The sequence below is a fragment of the Bacillus sp. AFS001701 genome (genome assembly GCF_002559405.1).
Lineage (GTDB): Bacteria > Bacillota > Bacilli > Bacillales > Bacillaceae_G > Gottfriedia.
This window is the reverse complement of record NZ_NTZO01000073.1, coordinates 1-19,396: the sequence shown is the minus strand read 5'-3', so window position 1 is coordinate 19,396 and position 19,396 is coordinate 1. Positions and strand designations below refer to the sequence as shown.

Below are 19,396 nucleotides of genomic sequence, written 5' to 3'. Positions count from 1 at the left end.
TTTTTTTTGAAGAATTTTTTGTTTAAGATCCTTTGTAATATTTTGCACAAAGTAATTTACTGAATTAACACTAGTAAATAACATCCATTCTGTATCAAGAACTAATTTTTCCAATTCACTAATTGAAATATCACTTTTAACTATTTTTTGAAGTGGAAGATTAATAGGACATCCACCAAACTGATGAATTAATTGATTGAATTCATCAGCTTGGTGCTCTGCCCTTGTTACTAATATTTTCATTCCATTTAAGGAATTATTCATCCGCTGCCTCTTTTACAGAATCAATAATATCCTTTGCTCCACGTTCAATTAATAGATTTGCAGCTTTTTCTCCAATTTCAGTTGGATCAGTACCTTTAACAGTTTCTTTTAAGATGATTGTTCCATCTGGTTTAGCTACTAATGCAGTTAACGAGATTTCTTCTTTATCATCGATCGTTGCAAATCCAGCAATCGGAACTTGGCAACCACCTTCCATTTTATGAAGAAATACACGTTCAGCTTCTACAGTTGTATATGTTAATTCATCATTCAGTCTATTTAGTAATTCACGGATTTCTGTATCATTTTCACGACATTCGATAGCAAGTGAACCTTGACCTACTGCTGGTACACAGATAGTTTCGTCAATGTATTCAGTTATACTTTCTTCAGCCCAACCCATTCTTGTTAAACCAGCTGCTGCAAGAATAATCGCATCGTATTCATTATCCTTTAGCTTTTGAATACGTGTGTCGATATTTCCACGAATCCATTTGATTTGTAGATCTGGACGAACTGCTTTAATTTGAGCACTTCTTCTTAAACTACTTGTACCGACAATTGAGCCTTCTTCAAGTTCCATTAATCCTTTTCCACTATTTGAAAGTAGTGCATCTCTAGGATCAACGCGTTTTGGAGTACATCCAATCATTAAACCTTCAGGTAAAATAGCTGGCATATCCTTCATACTATGTACAGCTAAATCAATTTCACTCGTTAACATTGCATGTTCAATTTCTTTAACGAATAAACCTTTTCCTCCGACCTTTGAAAGGGTTACATCAAGTATTACATCACCTTTTGTAACGATTTCCTTTAACTCAAATTCATAAGCGGGTGCTACTTCTTTTAGTTTCTCTACAAACCATTTCGTTTGTGTTAATGCTAGTTTACTTCTTCTTGTACCTACTATAATTTTACGCATTGTTACATCTCCTTACGTACTCCATAAATGAAACTTTGAATATAGATTTGAAACAACATAATTTCCGAACAAAACTAAGAAGCAACAGATGTTAAATATGCAAAGAGATTTGCCATAGAAACGGTTGCTTACCTTTAAATACATAAATGTACTATACATGATTAAAACGAAAAATGAGCCTATTACTTTCATATCATACCAAACAAATGTGTGTAATCGAATACTTGCCCAAATAACACCTAAAATAAGGGAAGTTAGCATTAATGGAACTCCAAATAAGTTAAATGTAATAAACATTTTTTCCAACTTACCTAAACTCCCCAATTTCTTTAAATGTGTAGACCATTTCTTCTTTTTTAATAAAACATATTGAAAAATGTACATAACCGAAAAAATAAAGGACAGGGTAAATGCACCGTATGCTAAGAAAGCAAGTCCAATATGGATATATAATAACTCCGATTTTAACTGATCAACTAATGTAGCTGTTTTACCCGCCTTCGGAATTAAAATTGATAATGAAAATACTAAAAATGAAACAACATTTGTAAAGAAAACTAAGTACTCTAGTTTTACTACCCAATTAATAAACAATGATAGTGATATGATAATCCATACATAAATATATAGCCCTTCTCTGGAAGTAAAAAAGGAATATAAACTGTATTGGCTAATGGTGTAAATCATTAAAACAGAAGAAAACACCCAAACAATTGCTAGCAAATAAAATGCTACCCGACTTGCCATCCTATTTGTATCTATAAAATCTATAAAAGAAAAAACGATACTCCATGCAAACAATAAGATTAATAAGTGATAGATAAAACTACTTTCCAAAAGCGCCACTAGCTAAACCTCATAAAAAACCTAAGTTTTGTTTTAAAGAAATAGTCTCTTTTTCTTGATTAGTTTGCATGTGTTTTTCATCTTTAGATTCTTGTAAAAGTTCATCTAGACTAAATATTTCTTTAAAAAGGGCAATTTGTGCTTCTGAGTGTTTAGATGTACCCATTTCTTTTGCTTTCATAATTGGATCTCGTAAAAGTTGATTTACGATACTTTTTGTGTGCTTTTGGATAATTTTTAAATCTCTTTCAGATAAATGGGGAAGTTTTCTTTCTAGACTACTCATTGTATCTGCTTGAATATCTAACGCCTTTTCACGTAATGCAGAGATTACTGGAACAACACCTAGCATTGATAACCAAGATTGAAAAATATCAATTTCTTCAGTTATTGCCTTCTTAATTTTTACTGCCTCACGTTCACGTTCTGCTAAATTCTCTGCAACAATTCCTTGAAGATCATCAATATCATACAAGAATGCACTATCAATATGATGAATAGATGGTTCAATATCTCTTGGAACAGCGATATCAACTAAGAATAGTGGGTTACCTTTTCTTGATTTTTCAATTCGACGAATCATTTTTTCTGTAATAACATATTCTTTTGAACCAGTTGAACTAATAACGATATCTGCTTCTTTCAAAGCATTTTCAAGTGATTCTAATCCTTTTCCGATTCCGTTAAATTGGTCTGCAAGTCTAACAGCATTTTCAACAGTTCGGTTAATAACTGTAACTTTTCCTACTCCTTGAGAATACAAGTTTTGTAAAGCTAAGTTACTCATTTTTCCTGCTCCAACAATCAGTACATTGCAGCCTTTTAAATTGCTAAAAATTTTTTTTGATAGCTCTACGGCAGCATAACTTACAGAAACAGCATTTTCACCGATTCCAGTTTCTGAGTGAACTTTTTTTGCAAATGTAATTGCTTGCTTAAATAATTGATTAAAAATCGTACCAATTACATGATTCTCTTGAGCAAGTAAATAACTATCTTTTACTTGTCCAAGAATCTGAGTCTCACCAATTACCATTGAATCTAAACCACTTGCTACAGTGAATAAATGGTTGATTGCATCATTTCCAGTTTTAATGATTAGATATGGTGATAATTCCTCGTCATTTAAGTCAAAACGTTGTAATAAAAAGCGTTTCATATAATATTGACCAGTATGAACTTGATCGACAACTGCATAAATCTCCGTACGATTACAAGTAGAAACAATAATGTTTTCTAAAATGCTTTTTTCTTTTTTTAATGAGTTCATTGCGTCCTGTAGTTCATTTGGAGCAAACGCTACTCTTTCTCGCACTTCAACCGGGGCAGTTTTATAATTAATCCCTATTGTAATGATGTGCATGCCCTAAAGCCCCCCTAAAAAACTTTATACAAACTTGTGTTTTATATCTATCTTTACTTAGCAAAATATCATATCTATGTTCTACATCAATATGCTATCATAAATGTAATATTTTGTAGAATTTTTAATCCGATTTATACTATTTAATGTACACAAATTTTATTATACAATAATTTTAAAATAAAAGTGATTACAAATAATGTTAAACAGGAGTTGCTATGAAAAAAAATCGATTATTTATTGGAATCCTATTAATTGGCTTTGGCATTTATTATCTTATATCAAAATGGCAAGTTCCAGCTTTACATATTTTCACATTTTGGACGACTCCGATCTTGATAACTGGTATCGCACTTCTCGTTCAAGCCTTTAAAGGAAGAGAAATTCATTATGTATTTCCAGGAATTGTCGTTCTTGGATTTGGAATTCATTTTTATGCCATCGAACATTTTCAAAATTGGCCAAACCATTGGTCCGTTCTTACACTCATCATTTCAATCGGAATGTTACTGCAATCTCGAAAAGGAAAAGGTGAGCTATTACCTGGTTTACTATTATTTATTATGTCTTTATTTTTCCTTTTTAATGAAAAGCTTGCAACAATGCTTAGTTCGCTCCAATCACAAGTCTCTTATTTCCAGAACTATTGGCCAATATTGATTGCTGTTATCGGTTTATATCTTCTATTTTCTAAAAAATAAACATACTTTTTTATACATAACTAGCAGTTTTAAAAGGAGGAACATCTTTGTTATACTTCCTTGCACTATGGAAAAAATTTGTATCATTTAATTATGTATCAATTTTAATTCTGTCTATTCTAATTGTTTCTTTTGGTTCAATAACTATACATATTTTAGAACCACAAACCTTTCCTACTTTATTCGATGGTTTGTGGTGGACAATGACTACCTTGACGACAGTAGGCTACGGAGATTTCTTTCCAAAAACTGTTGCGGGAAAATGCTTAGGAATGTTTTTATTTATATTTGGAGTCGGTATTATAGGTTTACTAGTATCTAAAACTGTTGATTCCTTTTCAAAATATCATCGTTTAAAGTTGGAGGGAAGAATTGTGTATAAGGATCATGATCACTTTATTTATATTGGTTGGTCTAAAAAAACAAGAGATGCGATTGAGGAACTATTCGATTCTTCACCGAATGCAAAAATTGTATTAATTGAAAATCTAGAAACATCGCCTTACGAGCATCCTCAAGTTCATTTTATTCAAGGAGACCCTTCAATCGAAAACACCTTACTAAATGCAAATATATTTGGGGCAAAACGGGTATGTATATTTGCAGATTCTACTATAGAAGATAGTGTTTTAAAAGATGGAAAAACGCTATTAATCGCTTCTGCAGTCGAATCACTATCAACTATGAAAAAAATGCCTATCCATACAATTGTCGAAATATCGAAAGAAAGCCATATCGTTAATTTTAAGCATGTAAATGTCGATGATTTTGTATTATCATATGAATCTGTTTCACGTCTAATTGCTAAGACAACTTTACATCCTGGAACTTCAACAATATTTAGACACTTTTTAAATACAAAGTTTGATGGAAGTAATATACATGTAATAGTGCCTAATAAAGAATGGAAAACTTATGAAGATGCCTTTCTACAATTATTTGAAAAAGGTGCAACTTTGTTAGCGATCAATGAACAGTTAAATATTCCAAAGCTAAAAGAGTGTAAATTGAATTCAACTGATCGTTTGTATATTTATTGCGAAGAAAGTTTATTAAAAAAGATAACTAAAAAAGCTTTATCAATAAAATAAAACAGGGGTCTCGCTTTTCGCGTGACGAGACCTGAACAAAAAAATGCTGGTGGCCTATTAGCCACCAGCGTTTTTTATTTACACATACGATCAATTACTGACCATGCTTTTTCTTTACCCATACCAGTTTCAGATGAGAATAAAATTAATTCATCCCCCTCTTCAATCTGTAACTTTTCACGAACTACTTTTGCATGTTTATCCCATTTTCCTTTAGGGATTTTATCTGCTTTTGTAGCTACTATAATGACTGGGATTTGGTAATGCTTTAGGAAATCATACATCATTACATCATCTTCTGTTGGTGAATGACGTAAATCTACTAATAATATAACAGCTCTTAATTGCTCACGAGTTGTAATATATGTTTCAATCATTTTACCCCATGCTTCTCGTTCCTTTTTGGAAACTTTGGCATAACCATAACCTGGCACGTCAACATAGAAAAGCTGTTCATTAATTAGAAAGAAATTTAATGTTTGAGTTTTTCCAGGTTTTGATGATGTTCGGGCTAATGCTTTACGATTTAACATTTTATTTATAAATGAAGATTTCCCAACATTTGAACGACCTGCCAAAGCGATTTCAGGAAATTGTGTATCTGGATATTGATTTGGTCGGACTGCACTAATGACAATATCCGCTGTTGTTACTTTCATTTTTTCACTCCTACTATTGCATGCGCAAGCACTTCATCTAAATGGGAAACAGGTATAACAGTTAAACCTTCTTTCACCATTGGTGGTACATCTTCTAAATCTTTTTCGTTTTCTTTTGGTATGATAACAGTCGTTAAACCTGCACGATGCGCACTAAGCATTTTTTCTTTTAACCCACCAATTGGTAATACGCGACCACGTAGTGTGATTTCACCAGTCATCCCAACCTCTTTACGGATTGGTTTATTTGTTAATGCCGAAATCAATGCAGTTGCCATCGTTATACCTGCTGAAGGGCCATCTTTTGGAACCGCACCTTCTGGAACATGAATATGAATATCATATTTCTCGTGGAAATTTTGGTCAATATTCAGCTCCTCTGCTTTTGAGCGTATATAGCTAAATGCAGCCTGTGCTGACTCCTTCATTACATCCCCTAGCTTACCAGTTAAAGTTAGCTTACCCTTTCCAGGATATAGTGATACTTCAATAGAAAGTGTGTCTCCACCAAATGCAGTATACGCTAAACCAGTAGCTACACCTATTTGGTCTTCACTTTCCATTTGACCATAAGAGAATGTTTTCTTACCTAAAAATTCTTCAATATTTTTATCAGTAAATATTATTTTTTGTCTTTCGTTTGAAACAATCAACTTAGCAGCTTTTCTACATAGTGTCGCTAGAACTCGCTCTAATGATCTTACTCCTGCTTCACGTGTATAATGACGAATAATTGCACTCAATGCACTTTCACGAATTTGTACAGTAGATTTATTTAAGCCATGCTCTGCTAATTTTTTAGGGAATAAATGCTTTTTAGCTATATTAACTTTTTCAAGTTCAGTATATCCAGATAAAGTAATAATCTCCATTCGATCACGTAATGGACCTGGAATAGTTGATAAATCATTTGCAGTAGCTACAAATAAAACTTGAGATAAATCGAATGGCTCTTCGATGTAATGATCACTAAATGTATGATTTTGTTCAGGGTCCAAAACTTCTAACATCGCTGATGCTGGATCTCCTCTAAAATCGCTCGACATTTTATCAATTTCATCAAGTAAGAATACAGGGTTATTTGTTCCTGCTTTCTTCATACCTTGGATTATTCGACCTGGCATTGCTCCGATGTATGTTCTTCTATGTCCTCTTATTTCTGATTCATCTCTTACGCCACCTAGAGAAACCCGTACAAAGTTTCTAGACAAAGCGTTTGCGATTGATTTCGCTAAAGATGTTTTACCAACTCCAGGAGGACCAGCTAAACATAAAATTGGACCACGTAATGAATTCGTAAGTTGTTGAACAGCTAGATATTCTAATATTCTTTCTTTTACTTTTTCAAGACCTTCGTGTTCATTATTCAGTATCTTTTCGGAACGATGTATATCCAATGTGTCTTCAGTTTGCTTAGACCATGGTAGAGCTACCATCCAATCTAAATATGTACGAACTACACCTGCTTCTGCAGCATTAGGAGGTAGTTTCTCATATCTAGCTAACTCTTTTAGTACTACTTCCTTTGTTTCTTCAGGCATATTTGCCTCTTCGATTTTTGTTAAAAACTTATCAACTTCTTCAGTTTTACCTTCACGATCACCTAGCTCACGTTGAATAACCTTTAATTGCTCTCTTAAGAAATATTCTTTTTGAGTTTTATCAATATTTTTCTTAACTTGAAGACCAATCTTTTCCTCAAGCTTTAGTAATTCTTTTTCATCTTGAAGAAAATTTAAGATAATATGTATTCGTTCAGTAACATCAATTGTAGCTAATATTTTTTGTTTTTCCTCTTCCCTTAATGGAATTGAATCGATCATTGCATCTGCAAGTTTACCTGGGCGATCTTGCTTAACAATTGAAGCAATTGTCTCAGGCAAAATTCGCTTTGATAATTTACTGTATTGTTTAAAATGCTGCAATAAAGTTCTCATTAAAGCACGAAGCTCTTTAGATTCATCTTCTACATCTGTATATTCTTCTACCTTTGCAGTTAAGAAATCATTTTGATCAATAATTGATTTGATTTTTCCTCTGTGTAATCCTTCAACAGTAATACGAACAGTGCCGTTTGGAAGTGTAATTTTTTGTGTTAATTTTGCTAAAGTTCCAAATTGGTACAATTCGTCTATCTTTGGATTTTCAGTATCTGCATCTATTTGAGTAACAACAAAAATTAAATGATCTAACTCATCAGCTTCTTGTATAGCTTTTATCGATTTCGTTCTTCCTACATCTAGATGTGCAATAGTGGCAGGAAATACACTAATTCCTCTTAAAGGTAGGAGGGGTACAACTTTTTCTTTTGTAACATTCATTACGTTACACCTCCATTGTTTTTCATTCTATTTAGTTATTTTACCTTAACATATATATCATTTACAATGATATGCACTAAAAGAAAAAAAGAAGCGACATAATCAATCAACAACTGTTTAGCGATTATCTTATTTTTGACTAGAAATAAGAAGTAAAACTCGTAATAAGATTAAATCGTTTAGAATGGATTCTACAAAATAAAAAGTGTTCGTTCACTTCATTGAAAAATAGAATGCAAAAATAGTTTGTATTCTTTATTTATTCAAAATGAAATGATTCGAACACTTATTTTTATCTACATAGATTGCGATTGATTCTCTTCAAACAATGTTAATTGCTGGAAATCAGTTTTTGTTTCAGCTGGTAGTTCAAATTTCCAATTATCTTTAAAGACTTCATGGAGAACTTTTTCTATGCGATCTACTGCTAATATTTCTACATCTTTATATTGATGTAATATAGCTTGATCGTTCTCTTTCGGAACAATAATTTTAGTTGCGCCTGCTTTAACGGCTGCCTTTACTTTTTCTGGAACACCGCCAACTGGTTTTACATCACCCTGAATGCTCATTTCGCCAGTCAAAGCGATAGTATTTAATACTGGAACATTATTAACCGCTGAAAAAATACCTACTACCATGGCAATCCCTGCAGATGGGCCATCAATTAATGCGCCACTCGGAAAATTAATATGAATCGTAAAATCATCGATTGGTACACCAATTTTTCGTAAGATTGTCGTAACATTTTCTAAAGAGCCTTTTGCCATACTTTTTCTACGAATGGATTTAGCTTGATTACCTAAGCTTTCTTCCTCAACAATTCCAGTAATTGTAATTGAACCTTTACCATTTTCTTTTGCTTTCATTGCACTTACTTCAATCGGTAGTAACGCACCAATATTTGCTCCATAAACAGCTAAACCGTTCACCAATCCTACTGTTGGAGCTTCAGGAATTTTGTTAACAAGTCTTGGTGATAAACGACTTACAGAAACAACCCACCCAATATCATCTTCTATTAATTCTTTTCGTCCAGAAGTTAAAACCATACCGCCAGCTAACTGAATTAAGTTAATCGCTTCACGACCATTTTTTGCATATGTACCTACTAATTCTAAGGCTTTTTCTGAGAGGCTTAATTCAATTTTTTCAGCAGAACGTTTAGCTACGGCTTGAATTTCATCCTGTTCTAATTCTCTAAAAAATATTTCTAAACAACGTGAACGAATTGCCGGTGGAATATCTTCTGGTGATCTTGTTGTTGCACCAACTAATCTAAAATCTGCTGGTAAACCGTGTTTAAAAATTTCATGAATATGTGCTGGTATAGAAGGATTTTCTTCTTGGTAATAAGCACTCTCAAATTTTACTTTACGGTCTTCAAGTACCTTCAGCATTTTATTCATTTGAATTGGATGAAGCTCGCCAATTTCATCAATAAATAAAATCCCTCCATGCGCATCGGTTACTGCCCCTTTTTTAGGTTGAGGAACACCTGCTTGCCCCATCGCTCCTGCACCTTGATAGATTGGATCGTGTACAGAACCGATTAAAGGATCCGCAATTCCTCTTTCATCAAATCGAGCAGTTGTAGCGTCTAATTCTATAAATACTGCATCTTGTTTAAAAGGTGTATTCGGGCTCTTTTTCGCTTCTTCTAATACAAGTCTAGCCGCTGCCGTTTTTCCGACACCAGGCGGTCCATAAATAATTACATGTTGAGGATTAGCACTGCAAAGTGAGGCTTTTAAAGCTTTTATTCCATCCTCTTGGCCAACTATATCATCAAAAGTGGTTGGTCTAACTCTCTCTGCTAATGGAACAGTTAAAGAGATTGACTTTAATTTACGTAACTGCTCCATTTCTTTTTTAGATTCCCTGTCAATCGAAACTTTAGTTGTTCGTTGACCCTTTAATAAATGAATAAAATACAATGCAACGATTGTACCTAATGCTAATTGAGCTAATAATATAATAGTTGTTAAACTCATTCTTTACCCCTCCACTGAAGTAGAAATTAATTTTAGTATCGCCCTCTAAATGGAAGGATAAACCAAATTTAAAAAATTAAAGGCAAGGTTTACCGAGTAAAATTCCTATGCATTTATGAAAGATTAAAAAAATCACTAAAAAAAGTCAAAATAAAAAACCAAATGCAAATGCATTTGGTTCCTTACTTAAGCTAATTTATTTGCTTTTTTCTTTAACTCTAATTCTGTTCCATCTTCTAGTACAAGCTTAGGAGCTGCACCAGTTTTAACAGTTTCTGCTGAGATAATACATTTTTGAATATCCTCGCGTGAAGGTAATTCAAACATAATATCTAACATAATCCCTTCAATGATCGAACGTAGTCCACGAGCTCCAGTTTTACGCTCAATTGCTTTTTTAGCAATTTCAGTTAATGCGTTATCCTCAAACTCAAGTTCAACTTGGTCAAGCTCTAGTAATTTTTGATATTGCTTAATTAAAGCATTTTTTGGTTTAGTTAAAATTTCAACTAATGATGCTTCATCAAGTTGCTCTAAATTAGCTAAAACTGGTAAACGACCGATGAACTCCGGAATTAAACCAAAGCGTAATAAGTCTTCTGGTAATACGTGGTTTAAAATTTCTTTTGAGTTTAAATCGCTCTTTTCAGAATCACCACTGAAACCAATTACCTTTTTACCTAAACGGCGTTTGATAATTTGTTCGATGCCATCAAATGCTCCACCACAAATAAATAAAATATTTGTCGTATCAATTTGAATGAATTCTTGATGTGGATGCTTACGACCACCTTGAGGAGGTACGCTTGCAACTGTTCCTTCAAGAATTTTTAAAAGTGCTTGCTGAACACCTTCACCTGACACATCACGTGTAATTGAAGGGTTTTCAGACTTACGTGCAACTTTATCAATTTCATCGATATAAATAATACCCTTTTCAGCGCGTTCTACATCATAATCAGCTGCTTGGATTAATTTTAAAAGAATGTTTTCAACATCTTCCCCAACATATCCAGCTTCAGTTAATGAAGTTGCATCTGCAATCGCAAATGGTACATTTAAAATTCGTGCTAAAGTTTGAGCTAATAATGTTTTACCACTACCAGTTGGCCCAATCATTGCAATATTACTTTTTGATAACTCAACCTCATCAATTTTGCTATTTGAATTAATACGTTTGTAGTGATTATATACGGCAACAGATAACGCTTTTTTCGCATTGTCCTGGCCAATTACGTATTCATCAAGAATTTCGCAAATTTCTTTCGGTTTCGGAACGTCTTTAAACTCTACTTCCTCTTCTTTTGCTAGCTCTTCTTGAACAATTTCAGTACAAAGCTCAATACACTCGTCACAAATATATACACCAGGTCCTGCAACTAATTTTCTAACCTGAGACTGTGACTTCCCACAGAACGAACATTTTAGCTGTCCTTTTTCTTCGTTAAATTTGAACATATGTTCACTCCCTCTAAAAATTTCTAAAAACACTCAATATGTATGTAATCGAAAAAAATATGTATCTTGTAGCTATATAATAGCATACAAAATAAACAAAGCAATTAATTACTACTCTAAAATTGTTTAAATTTTTAGAATATATATATTCTAATCTAAAGCTGATAATCCTTCTTTTGAAGAATTATTTTTAGTATAGCCACAATAATTTTTTAAAATCTGTATAACAGATTCTAACATATGTATATGTGTATTTTAAAGGAAACAGTTCACTTTACCAAATATTTCTTTATTTAAAAACAAGGCACGAAAAATCTCGCGCCTTGTTTAAGTCAATATATGTTTATTTAACGCTTATTTTTTTCTGCTATCTACTAATAATTCAACAGCTTTACGGATTTGAATATCATCACGTACTGCGTCAGTTCCACCTAGCATAGTTACTAATTGCTCAGAAGGAACGTTGTACATTGCAGATAAACGAGTTAATTCTTCGTTCATTTCTTCTTCAGTTGCATCGATTTTTTCAGCTTCGATGATCGCATCGATTGTTAAGTCGATTCTTACACGAGCTTCAGCATCTTGACGCATTTGAGCACGAAGATCTTCTTCTTTAGTACCAGTGAATTGGTAGTAAAGCTCTAAGTTTAATCCTTGTTGTGCAATACGTTGTTCAAAGTCTTTAACCATACGGTCAACTTGGCTTTCGAACATTACGTCTGGGATTTCGATTTCAGCATTTTCAGCTGCTTTTTGAACTAAAGCATCACGTAAGCTACCTTCAGCTTGAGATTTTTTAGATTCAACTAAGTCATTTTTGATTTTAGCTTTAAGTTCTTCTAAAGTTTCTACTTCGTCATTTACGTCTTTAGCAAACTCGTCGTTTAACTCAGGAAGTTCTTTAGCTTTAATTTCATGGACAGTTACTTTGAAAGTAGCAGCTTTTCCTGCTAATTCAGCACTGTGGTATTCTTCTGGGAATGTTACATTAACATCAGTTTCAACACCAGATTTAGTACCGATTAAAGCTTCTTCAAATCCAGGAATGAAAGAACCTGAACCGATTTCTAGTGGGTAGTTTTCACCTTTTCCACCTTCGAAAGCTACGCCATCAACGAAACCTTCGAAATCAATTACAGCTGTATTACCGTTTTCAACAGTACCATCTTCTTTAACTACTAACTCAGCTTGACGCTCTTGTAATGTAGTTAATTCAGCTTGTACGTCTTCGTCAGTTACAGTTGCATCCATTTCTTCAACTTCTAAGCCTTTGTATTCGCCTAATTTTACTTCAGGTTTTACAGTAACTTTTGCTTTGAAGATTAAAGTTTTACCTTTTTCCATTTGCTCAACGTCAACTTCTGGACGGTCAACTGGCTCAATACCAACCTCTACAACAGCTTTGCTGTAAGCTTCTGGTAAGATTACATCTAAAGCATCATTGTAAAGTGCTTCAATACCAAATTTTTGTTCGAAAATTGGGCGAGGTAATTTACCTTTACGGAATCCCGGTACATTGATAGTTTTAACAACTTTTTTGAAAGCTGCATCTAAACCTTTATCTACTTCAGAAGCTTCAACTTCTACAGTTAATAGACCAACGTTAGCTTCTAATTTTTCCCATTTAGCAGTCATTGTTAGTTCCCTCCAAAATTATCTAAAAAAATATATGTGTTTACGTATTTTCGTACTATACATGACTGTCCATTTTTAATAAAGAAAATGCATGTATAATTAAGTAAATAGTCGTTACAACCATTCTATTATAACACATTCCTTTTTTGTTTCAATATTTCCTATTTTTATAAGGTGAAAATATTAGGTTTTTTTAATTTTGAAATTTAAATCAGTTTAGTTCCTTAAAAAAGTAAAACGATGTCTTCCAATCCCTATTGCTCGCTTTCCGTAAGGCGTGACCTAAGCCCCTCGTCGTATCCGCTCAAAAATAAAACTCGGTTGTATCTCCGCTTCCATCACTTTAAAATACCTTTTTTTACATAAAAAACATAGAAGCCCAAATGGAACATCTATGTTTTTTCCAACTATTTCATTTTATGTTAAAGTATCCTTCATCTTCAAAACGTTTTACTAAAGCAATTGCACCTTTTACCGGAAAATATTCTACATTAAATAAGTCTTTTAGTTCCTCTTCATCTACACTGCGATCAAAAAATTGTTGGACGATGCAATAAAAACAAGCTGCCCATGTATTTATATCCGCTGGTATTGGGATAAACGGGAAGTAAATTGTTATAAAGTGTTGAAAGTGTGTTTTTGCGATTTCGTAAGCAGAAGGATCTTCACTTTCTAATACATCACTTAATTTTTTTAATATAGCGTCTACAAAGATTTTATGTTCATCGACTGAAACCGATGTATTCCAAATCATCCTTTGGTTTACTTTGTTAAGTTCAAAATCTTTATCGATTGATTGTTCTTGTAAAATAAACAAAATAAAACTTTGAATTAACGGATTTGCTTTGGTGCTTTTTAATATTTCGCTTATTTGATCGATAACAAGGTTACAATCTAGACTTCGTAATTCATTAATTAATTCAAGTTGTTTATCAATAGGTTCAGAATTTTCAACGATTTTATGTAAATTAAGAACTTCACCCTTAATGCCTTCACGATCTGAAATTACTTTCTTGGATAAAGAGAGCATCGCTTGAAACTTATCCATCTGATTTTCATCAATCCGTTTTTGGGTGAGTAGTCTTTTTATATTTTTTTGTAATTCTTCATATTCTTTTAATTGAAATAAAATGCTTATGTATACTTCAATTGCTTCATCACTCTCAAATGGACCGAAAACTAAATCCTCACATCTTTCCTTAGCTTCCCTAGCCCGATTCCCTTCTAAGAGACACGCGACTGCAGCAAGCTCTGTTTGTGAATTATGCTCATTCATTTCTTTTAGCTGATTACATAACATTAAAGCTTTACTAAAATTTTTTTCTTCTAATGCTTTTTTGCCTAAATTTATTATCCGATCCTTCAGTTTAGGAAAAAAGACAATATTGTCTTCCATGTTACTCTCCCCTAACATTTGTTATTTCCTGCACAAACTAGTTATGAAAAAGTGTATCATGAATTAAAATTATTTAAAATATTAAAGATACGAGTATGGATGAATCTGTTTTTAGCTTTAGTGCCCTAATGGTTTATTGCCAAATCTTTTCCATAACTTTGGAAACTTAGCTTTTAGTTCGTCTTTCGACTTCCAATCAATCGTTAATTGTTGTTCAGGATATTCATAGCCTTTGCTTTCAATAAGTGAATTGAACTCATTCCATAATTGATCGTCCCAATCATCATCGCCTTTACGCTTGATTGTATAAGCTTGTAAAGCTAGATCTAACATATCTTCTAATTCAGGCGTAAGTCCTTCTTCTTCATAAATAGGAAAAATGTATTCAGCTAAATAATCTGGGTCATTTAACGTTTTCTTGTAAACTTGTTCTCCTTGTCCGATTAACCAGGCTCTAAAATGTGCAAACGAATCCTCAGAACAGCCATCCATGATGATCCATGCAGCTCCTAAAAGATTTACCGTATACGCTTTGGAAAAATAAGTTTCAAAATGAATTTCAAAACTAGCTATCTCTTCCTCTGATTGTTTAGCTAAATGATTTATTACCCATTCATATGGTTCTTCAACAATATGCATTTTGGATATTAAGCTCCAAAATTCTTTTTCATTCATTTATATCACTCCACTCTTTTATTTATACTAGAATAACATATCTAGTATAAATTTAATGATGATCTAAGACTTCCATTAATTGATTTGAATTTACTCTAATTTATCTAGTAAACATAATTCATCATTTTATTTCTAATGTTCTTCAATTAAAAGTAGTTAAAACACAAAAAAAGACACTTATTTTACATTTCGTAAAACAAGTGTCTTTTGGACGTCCTGAGAGGGATTCGAACCCCCGACCGACGGCTTAGAAGGCCGTTGCTCTATCCTGCTGAGCTACCAGGACATATGGAGCGGGTGATGGGAATCGAACCCACGACCGAAGCTTGGAAGGCTTCTATTTTACCATTAAACTACACCCGCATATTTGTTATTTCTTTTTTATTTCTTTGCGACATCACCCTGTCGACATAATTTAGTATAGTCGTTATGGAAATTAAAGTCAACACTTTTTTTAAATTTTTTTCCAAAATAAAGGAAAAAAATTTAAAGTTGTATAATTACCTTAGTTTATTAGGGTTTTCCGGCTTTTAGTACTCCAAATTTTTTTGTTTTAGATAAGGTTAGTAGCGTATAAGCTACTAACCTCCATTAATTCATTCTAATTCAAATGAAGTAGTAGTAAGCACCGTTCCATCTGTATTATAAAAAGTAACATTAGCTTTCTTAGCAATTGTTTCAAGAATAGCATATGTCTTTTCTTTTCGCATTCTCGGTAATAAAATGCTACCAGGGTTAATAAAAAGTACACCATCAATTACTTCGGCTCCTAATACATGTGAGTGACCGAAGCAAGCAATTGTTGCTCCAACTTCTTTACAACGATAATACAGCTTTTGTAATGACTGTTTTATCCCATGTAAATGACCATGTGTTGCATAGATTGTATATTCATTCCCACGGTGAATAAATTCTTCAGGGAATTCTCCTCTGAAATCACAGTTTCCTCTTACAACATTAAAATCCTTTAGTTCCTTAGCATTTACTTCTAATTCCGAATCTCCACAGTGTATCATTAAATCTACACTGTCACGATATCGTTCGGCGATTTCTTGCAATGGTTTAGTCAATCCATGGCTATCACTTACAATTAGTACCTTCATTAATTTGATCCTCTAAATAAAAAATCTTTATTTTCATTATTTATAACATCCATTAATGATTTAATTGCATTTGCGCGATGACTTAAGCCACCTTTTTCATCTGTTGTTAATTCAGCCATCGTTTTATCTAATTCTGGCAAAAAGAATATTGGATCGTAGCCAAAACCGTTTGTTCCTCTTTTTTCATTGGCAATATACCCTTCAACTGTTCCATAAACAGTGATTGTTTCTTTACCTGGAACCGCTAAAGCTAAGGCACAATAAAATCGCGCAGTTCTTTTACCAGGAAAAACTCCTTCTAGTTCACTTAATACTTTTTGTAAATTATCTTCGTCACTTTTATGTAACCCAGCATATCGAGCAGAATAAACGCCTGGTCTGCCTTCAAGTGCATCCACTATTAAACCAGAGTCATCTGCAATGACTGGAGTATTTAACTCACTCGCTAAATACTCAGCTTTTAAAATCGCATTTTCTTCAAATGTAGTACCTGTTTCTTCAATTTCTTGAATTTCAGGAAAGTCTTTTAAAGACTTAACTTGAAATCCCATCGGGTTAAAAAGTGCTTCAAAATCCTTCACTTTGCCTTGATTATTTGTCGCAATAATGATTGTTTCCATCCTTAAAGTCTCTCCTCGAAATGATTATTGAAATTTAATACCTTCTTGTAATAACACTTCTTTTTGTTTTTCAATTAGAGATTTAATTCCTAATTCACCTAAAGATAGTAACTCATTTAATTCTTCTCTAGAAAATGTCGCTTCTTCACCAGTTCCTTGAAGTTCAACAAACTGTCCTTTACCAGTCATAATAATATTCATATCAACACTTGCAGCCGAATCTTCTACATAATATAAATCTAGTACTGGTCCAAGGTCATCTAAAATACCAACCGAAGTAGCTGCTAAATAATCTTTTACAGGATACGATTTCAATTTATCCATTTTAATTAATTTATCAAAAGCAAGCATCATTGCAACAAATGCACCAGTAATTGAAGTAGTTCGTGTTCCTCCATCTGCTTGAATTACATCACAATCAATCCAAATTGTCTTTTCACCAAGTGCTTCTAAATCAACTACTGCTCTTAGCGCTCTTCCTATTAAACGTTGAATTTCCATTGTTCGACCAGTAACTTTACCTTTAGATGATTCACGTATTGTACGCTCTTGAGTAGCCCTAGGTAACATTGAATATTCAGCTGAAATCCAACCTTTTCCACTATTTCTCAAAAATGGTGGTACACGGTCCTCAACTGTTGCATTACAAATTACCTTCGTATCACCAATACTGATCAGCACAGAACCTTCTGCATGCTTTGTATAGTGAGTAATAATCTCTATTGGTCTAAGTTCATTATTTAATCTTCCATCTGTTCTTGTCATGATCGTTCCTCCTACAAAATTCTTCCAAATACTAGTATAGACAAAAATGCGATTTCATTTCTACTTATTAAGTGTAATTTAAGGATAAAATTAAAAACCTTGTACAAAAATCATCACAATTTTTGTACAAGGTTGATATTTATAACATTTATTAAAAGGCAATTACCTTTTCCAACCACCAGTTTACAATTTTTTCGTATTTACATCCTTAGGTCTAGAAACGGGTTGGCTTAAAGGCTTGCCTTGTTGATCTAGCGCAGTTAATTTACCATTGATTTGAATTTCAATGGACTTAACTCCTTTTTGCTCAGTTAAAGAAAGTACAAGTGGCTGTAGCACATCATTATTGATCATATTTTTCGCAATATTCCCATAGATACCATCGTTAAAATTAAGTACTAGCTTACCGCCTTTGAAAACAGGTTGACTAACTAGTTTCGTATCAGTTCCAAAATCGGAAACTAAATTTGAATATTCAGATGGACCTTTTACAAGTTCATTCACAATTGCTGAATATGAATCTGTTTCAGCATTTGAAATCCTAGTCGTTACTGGTACATAATAAGTGTCTCCCATTTCCCCTTGAGAAACATAATATAACGTAACTGGTCTGGAGTTCATAATATCTACAATATCACCTTTATCAAAGTTAATCCCATCATCTCTAGTTAACCCATCACCAATCTGAGCTTTATTTACTGGCATCGATGCAAGATCTTTTCCGTTTATTCGAATTTTCACCTTTGTCACATTATCAAATTGAGTTAACGTCCAAGTAACAGCTTGAAACACTTTTATTTCATCTTCTGCACGGTATTGCTTAAACTCTGGTGAAAAATCAGCAATAATCGTACCATCCTTTTGAGTTTGAACACCTAAAACTTCCGTATTAGGAGGTAAAACTGCTTGGAAACCATTCGGTAATTCATCTGTAACAGGACCATCTTTTACTAAGTACTCTAATGCTTGTTTAGCCAAGCTAGTAGACTTAGGCAATTGGAATGTTTGTGGTACAACATACCCGTTACGGTCAATTAAATATAATTCCCTTTTTACAGTTTCCTCTTTCTTTGCTACTTCTTTTGAAGGTTGATCACTTTTATAAACTACCGTTTTAGGTGGATCAATGTCAGTTGAAGATTTCGTCGGAAGTAAACTACATCCACTCATTGTTGCAATTCCACATACCGCTGCCGCTGTTACTAATAATCTTTTTTTCATCACCATACTCCCCCCACGCTTTTTTACTATTTATACGAGCATGTACATTTTTTAGAACAAGCTAAATAGAAAAAAATAAATAATTTAAATCTAGCTCTAAATTTACTGGAAATATTCACCTAAAAGACCTATCGTTCATATGATAAAAAGACTAAATGAATACCCATCCGAAGAACAGCTCGGTCAAGCAAGGAGGGTTAGCACAGTTGAAGGATAGAGACTATCAAACAAAGCACACACTCACAAAGCGTGAAAAAGAAGTATTCGAGCTTCTTGTTCAAGATAAGACTACAAGAGAAATTGCTGAAGAACTTTTTATAAGTGAAAAAACTGTGAGAAATCATATTTCAAATGCAATG

18 protein-coding genes and 2 tRNA genes are annotated in these 19,396 nt (G+C 33.2%); 3 read left to right on the top strand and 17 right to left on the bottom strand.

Annotation, left to right across the window (positions count from 1 at the left end; genetic code table 11):
* From CN514_RS06255 to hemA, 4 genes are all read right to left on the bottom strand, one after another.
* The coding region (locus tag CN514_RS06255; RefSeq protein WP_353652058.1) for a uroporphyrinogen-III synthase at window positions 1–264 on the bottom strand (264 nt) is incomplete at its 3' end.
* Window positions 257–1,189, bottom strand: a complete 933-nt coding sequence (hemC, locus tag CN514_RS06250; RefSeq protein WP_098231857.1) for a hydroxymethylbilane synthase — start codon at window positions 1,187–1,189, stop codon at window positions 257–259. The genes hemC and CN514_RS06255, both read right to left, overlap by 8 nt.
* A gap of 12 nt (window positions 1,190–1,201) precedes the next feature.
* Window positions 1,202–2,035: a cytochrome c biogenesis protein CcsA gene (gene ccsA, locus CN514_RS06245; protein WP_098231856.1), complete on the bottom strand. Its 834-nt coding sequence runs from the start codon at window positions 2,033–2,035 to the stop codon at window positions 1,202–1,204.
* Between the two features lie 10 nt (window positions 2,036–2,045).
* Window positions 2,046–3,398 (bottom strand): glutamyl-tRNA reductase, encoded by a 1,353-nt coding sequence (gene hemA / locus CN514_RS06240; RefSeq protein ID WP_098231855.1) that lies wholly within the window; start codon window positions 3,396–3,398, stop codon window positions 2,046–2,048.
* A gap of 218 nt (window positions 3,399–3,616) precedes the next feature.
* Between hemA and CN514_RS06235 the strand changes: the two genes are divergently transcribed.
* Together CN514_RS06235 and CN514_RS06230 are read left to right on the top strand one after the other, a co-directional pair.
* Window positions 3,617–4,099 (top strand): hypothetical protein, encoded by a 483-nt coding sequence (locus CN514_RS06235; RefSeq protein WP_098231854.1) that lies wholly within the window; start codon window positions 3,617–3,619, stop codon window positions 4,097–4,099.
* Between the two features lie 47 nt (window positions 4,100–4,146).
* On the top strand, window positions 4,147–5,190 hold the full coding sequence (locus tag CN514_RS06230) for an ion channel (protein ID WP_098231853.1): 1,044 nt from the start codon (window positions 4,147–4,149) through the stop codon (window positions 5,188–5,190).
* Window positions 5,191–5,264: 74 nt separating this feature from the next.
* On the opposite strand, the gene yihA is transcribed toward CN514_RS06230, so the two are convergent.
* The 13 genes from yihA to CN514_RS06165 form a co-directional block, all read right to left on the bottom strand.
* Window positions 5,265–5,849, bottom strand: a complete 585-nt coding sequence (yihA, locus tag CN514_RS06225) for a ribosome biogenesis GTP-binding protein YihA/YsxC (protein ID WP_069035199.1) — start codon at window positions 5,847–5,849, stop codon at window positions 5,265–5,267.
* A complete protein-coding gene (gene lon, locus CN514_RS06220) occupies window positions 5,846–8,170 on the bottom strand; it encodes an endopeptidase La (RefSeq protein WP_098231852.1) in 2,325 nt (774 codons plus the stop codon). The genes yihA and lon overlap by 4 nt, the downstream gene beginning before the upstream one ends.
* 296 nt (window positions 8,171–8,466) lie before the next feature.
* The gene (lonB, locus tag CN514_RS06215) at window positions 8,467–10,164 is read right to left on the bottom strand and encodes an ATP-dependent protease LonB (RefSeq protein ID WP_098231851.1); all 1,698 of its coding nucleotides are present in this window, start codon (window positions 10,162–10,164) and stop codon (window positions 8,467–8,469) included.
* A 186-nt stretch (window positions 10,165–10,350) separates the two neighbouring features.
* Window positions 10,351–11,622 (bottom strand): ATP-dependent protease ATP-binding subunit ClpX, encoded by a 1,272-nt coding sequence (clpX, locus tag CN514_RS06210; RefSeq protein WP_098231850.1) that lies wholly within the window; start codon window positions 11,620–11,622, stop codon window positions 10,351–10,353.
* 354 nt (window positions 11,623–11,976) lie between these two features.
* Window positions 11,977–13,257, bottom strand: a complete 1,281-nt coding sequence (gene tig / locus CN514_RS06205; RefSeq protein WP_098231849.1) for a trigger factor — start codon at window positions 13,255–13,257, stop codon at window positions 11,977–11,979.
* Window positions 13,258–13,669: 412 nt separating this feature from the next.
* Window positions 13,670–14,653: a hypothetical protein gene (locus tag CN514_RS06200; RefSeq protein ID WP_098231848.1), complete on the bottom strand. Its 984-nt coding sequence runs from the start codon at window positions 14,651–14,653 to the stop codon at window positions 13,670–13,672.
* A gap of 117 nt (window positions 14,654–14,770) precedes the next feature.
* Entirely contained in the window at window positions 14,771–15,328 is a 558-nt protein-coding gene (locus CN514_RS06195; protein WP_098231847.1) for a DUF4240 domain-containing protein, read from the bottom strand.
* Window positions 15,329–15,540: 212 nt separating this feature from the next.
* Window positions 15,541–15,614: transfer RNA gene (locus tag CN514_RS06190), tRNA-Arg, on the bottom strand.
* A 3-nt stretch (window positions 15,615–15,617) separates the two neighbouring features.
* Window positions 15,618–15,691: transfer RNA gene (locus tag CN514_RS06185), tRNA-Gly, on the bottom strand.
* Window positions 15,692–15,924: 233 nt separating this feature from the next.
* Window positions 15,925–16,431, bottom strand: coding sequence for a metallophosphoesterase family protein (locus CN514_RS06180; protein ID WP_098231846.1), 507 nt, complete (start codon window positions 16,429–16,431; stop codon window positions 15,925–15,927).
* Complete coding sequence (locus CN514_RS06175) at window positions 16,431–17,051, bottom strand: XTP/dITP diphosphatase (protein WP_098231845.1); 621 nt, start codon at window positions 17,049–17,051, stop codon at window positions 16,431–16,433. The genes CN514_RS06180 and CN514_RS06175 overlap by 1 nt, the downstream gene beginning before the upstream one ends.
* A gap of 24 nt (window positions 17,052–17,075) precedes the next feature.
* Window positions 17,076–17,816, bottom strand: coding sequence for a ribonuclease PH (gene rph / locus CN514_RS06170; protein ID WP_098231844.1), 741 nt, complete (start codon window positions 17,814–17,816; stop codon window positions 17,076–17,078).
* A 183-nt stretch (window positions 17,817–17,999) separates the two neighbouring features.
* Complete coding sequence (locus tag CN514_RS06165; RefSeq protein WP_098231843.1) at window positions 18,000–19,043, bottom strand: GerMN domain-containing protein; 1,044 nt, start codon at window positions 19,041–19,043, stop codon at window positions 18,000–18,002.
* A gap of 200 nt (window positions 19,044–19,243) precedes the next feature.
* Between CN514_RS06165 and CN514_RS06160 the strand changes: the two genes are divergently transcribed.
* Window positions 19,244–19,396, top strand: a 153-nt coding sequence (locus tag CN514_RS06160) for a LuxR C-terminal-related transcriptional regulator (RefSeq protein ID WP_141529310.1), incomplete at its 3' end; no start/stop codon positions are given.

What these genes read in the sequence shown, in the direction of transcription:
- yihA (WP_069035199.1), bottom strand. Translation starts at nt 5,849, where the DNA reads ATGAAAGTAACAACAGCGGATATTGTCATTAGTGCAGTCCGACCAAAT.
- lon (WP_098231852.1), bottom strand. Translation starts at nt 8,170, where the DNA reads ATGAATGTTACAAAAGAAAAAGTTGTACCCCTCCTACCTTTAAGAGGA.
- rph (WP_098231844.1), bottom strand. Translation starts at nt 17,816, where the DNA reads ATGACAAGAACAGATGGAAGATTAAATAATGAACTTAGACCAATAGAG.
- CN514_RS06165 (WP_098231843.1), bottom strand. Translation starts at nt 19,043, where the DNA reads ATGGTGATGAAAAAAAGATTATTAGTAACAGCGGCAGCGGTATGTGGA.
- lonB (WP_098231851.1), bottom strand. Translation starts at nt 10,164, where the DNA reads ATGAGTTTAACAACTATTATATTATTAGCTCAATTAGCATTAGGTACA.
- CN514_RS06200 (WP_098231848.1), bottom strand. Translation starts at nt 14,653, where the DNA reads ATGGAAGACAATATTGTCTTTTTTCCTAAACTGAAGGATCGGATAATA.
- tig (WP_098231849.1), bottom strand. Translation starts at nt 13,257, where the DNA reads ATGACTGCTAAATGGGAAAAATTAGAAGCTAACGTTGGTCTATTAACT.
- CN514_RS06195 (WP_098231847.1), bottom strand. Translation starts at nt 15,328, where the DNA reads ATGAATGAAAAAGAATTTTGGAGCTTAATATCCAAAATGCATATTGTT.
- CN514_RS06175 (WP_098231845.1), bottom strand. Translation starts at nt 17,051, where the DNA reads ATGGAAACAATCATTATTGCGACAAATAATCAAGGCAAAGTGAAGGAT.
- CN514_RS06180 (WP_098231846.1), bottom strand. Translation starts at nt 16,431, where the DNA reads ATGAAGGTACTAATTGTAAGTGATAGCCATGGATTGACTAAACCATTG.
- CN514_RS06235 (WP_098231854.1), top strand. Translation starts at nt 3,617, where the DNA reads ATGAAAAAAAATCGATTATTTATTGGAATCCTATTAATTGGCTTTGGC.
- hemC (WP_098231857.1), bottom strand. Translation starts at nt 1,189, where the DNA reads ATGCGTAAAATTATAGTAGGTACAAGAAGAAGTAAACTAGCATTAACA.
- hemA (WP_098231855.1), bottom strand. Translation starts at nt 3,398, where the DNA reads ATGCACATCATTACAATAGGGATTAATTATAAAACTGCCCCGGTTGAA.
- clpX (WP_098231850.1), bottom strand. Translation starts at nt 11,622, where the DNA reads ATGTTCAAATTTAACGAAGAAAAAGGACAGCTAAAATGTTCGTTCTGT.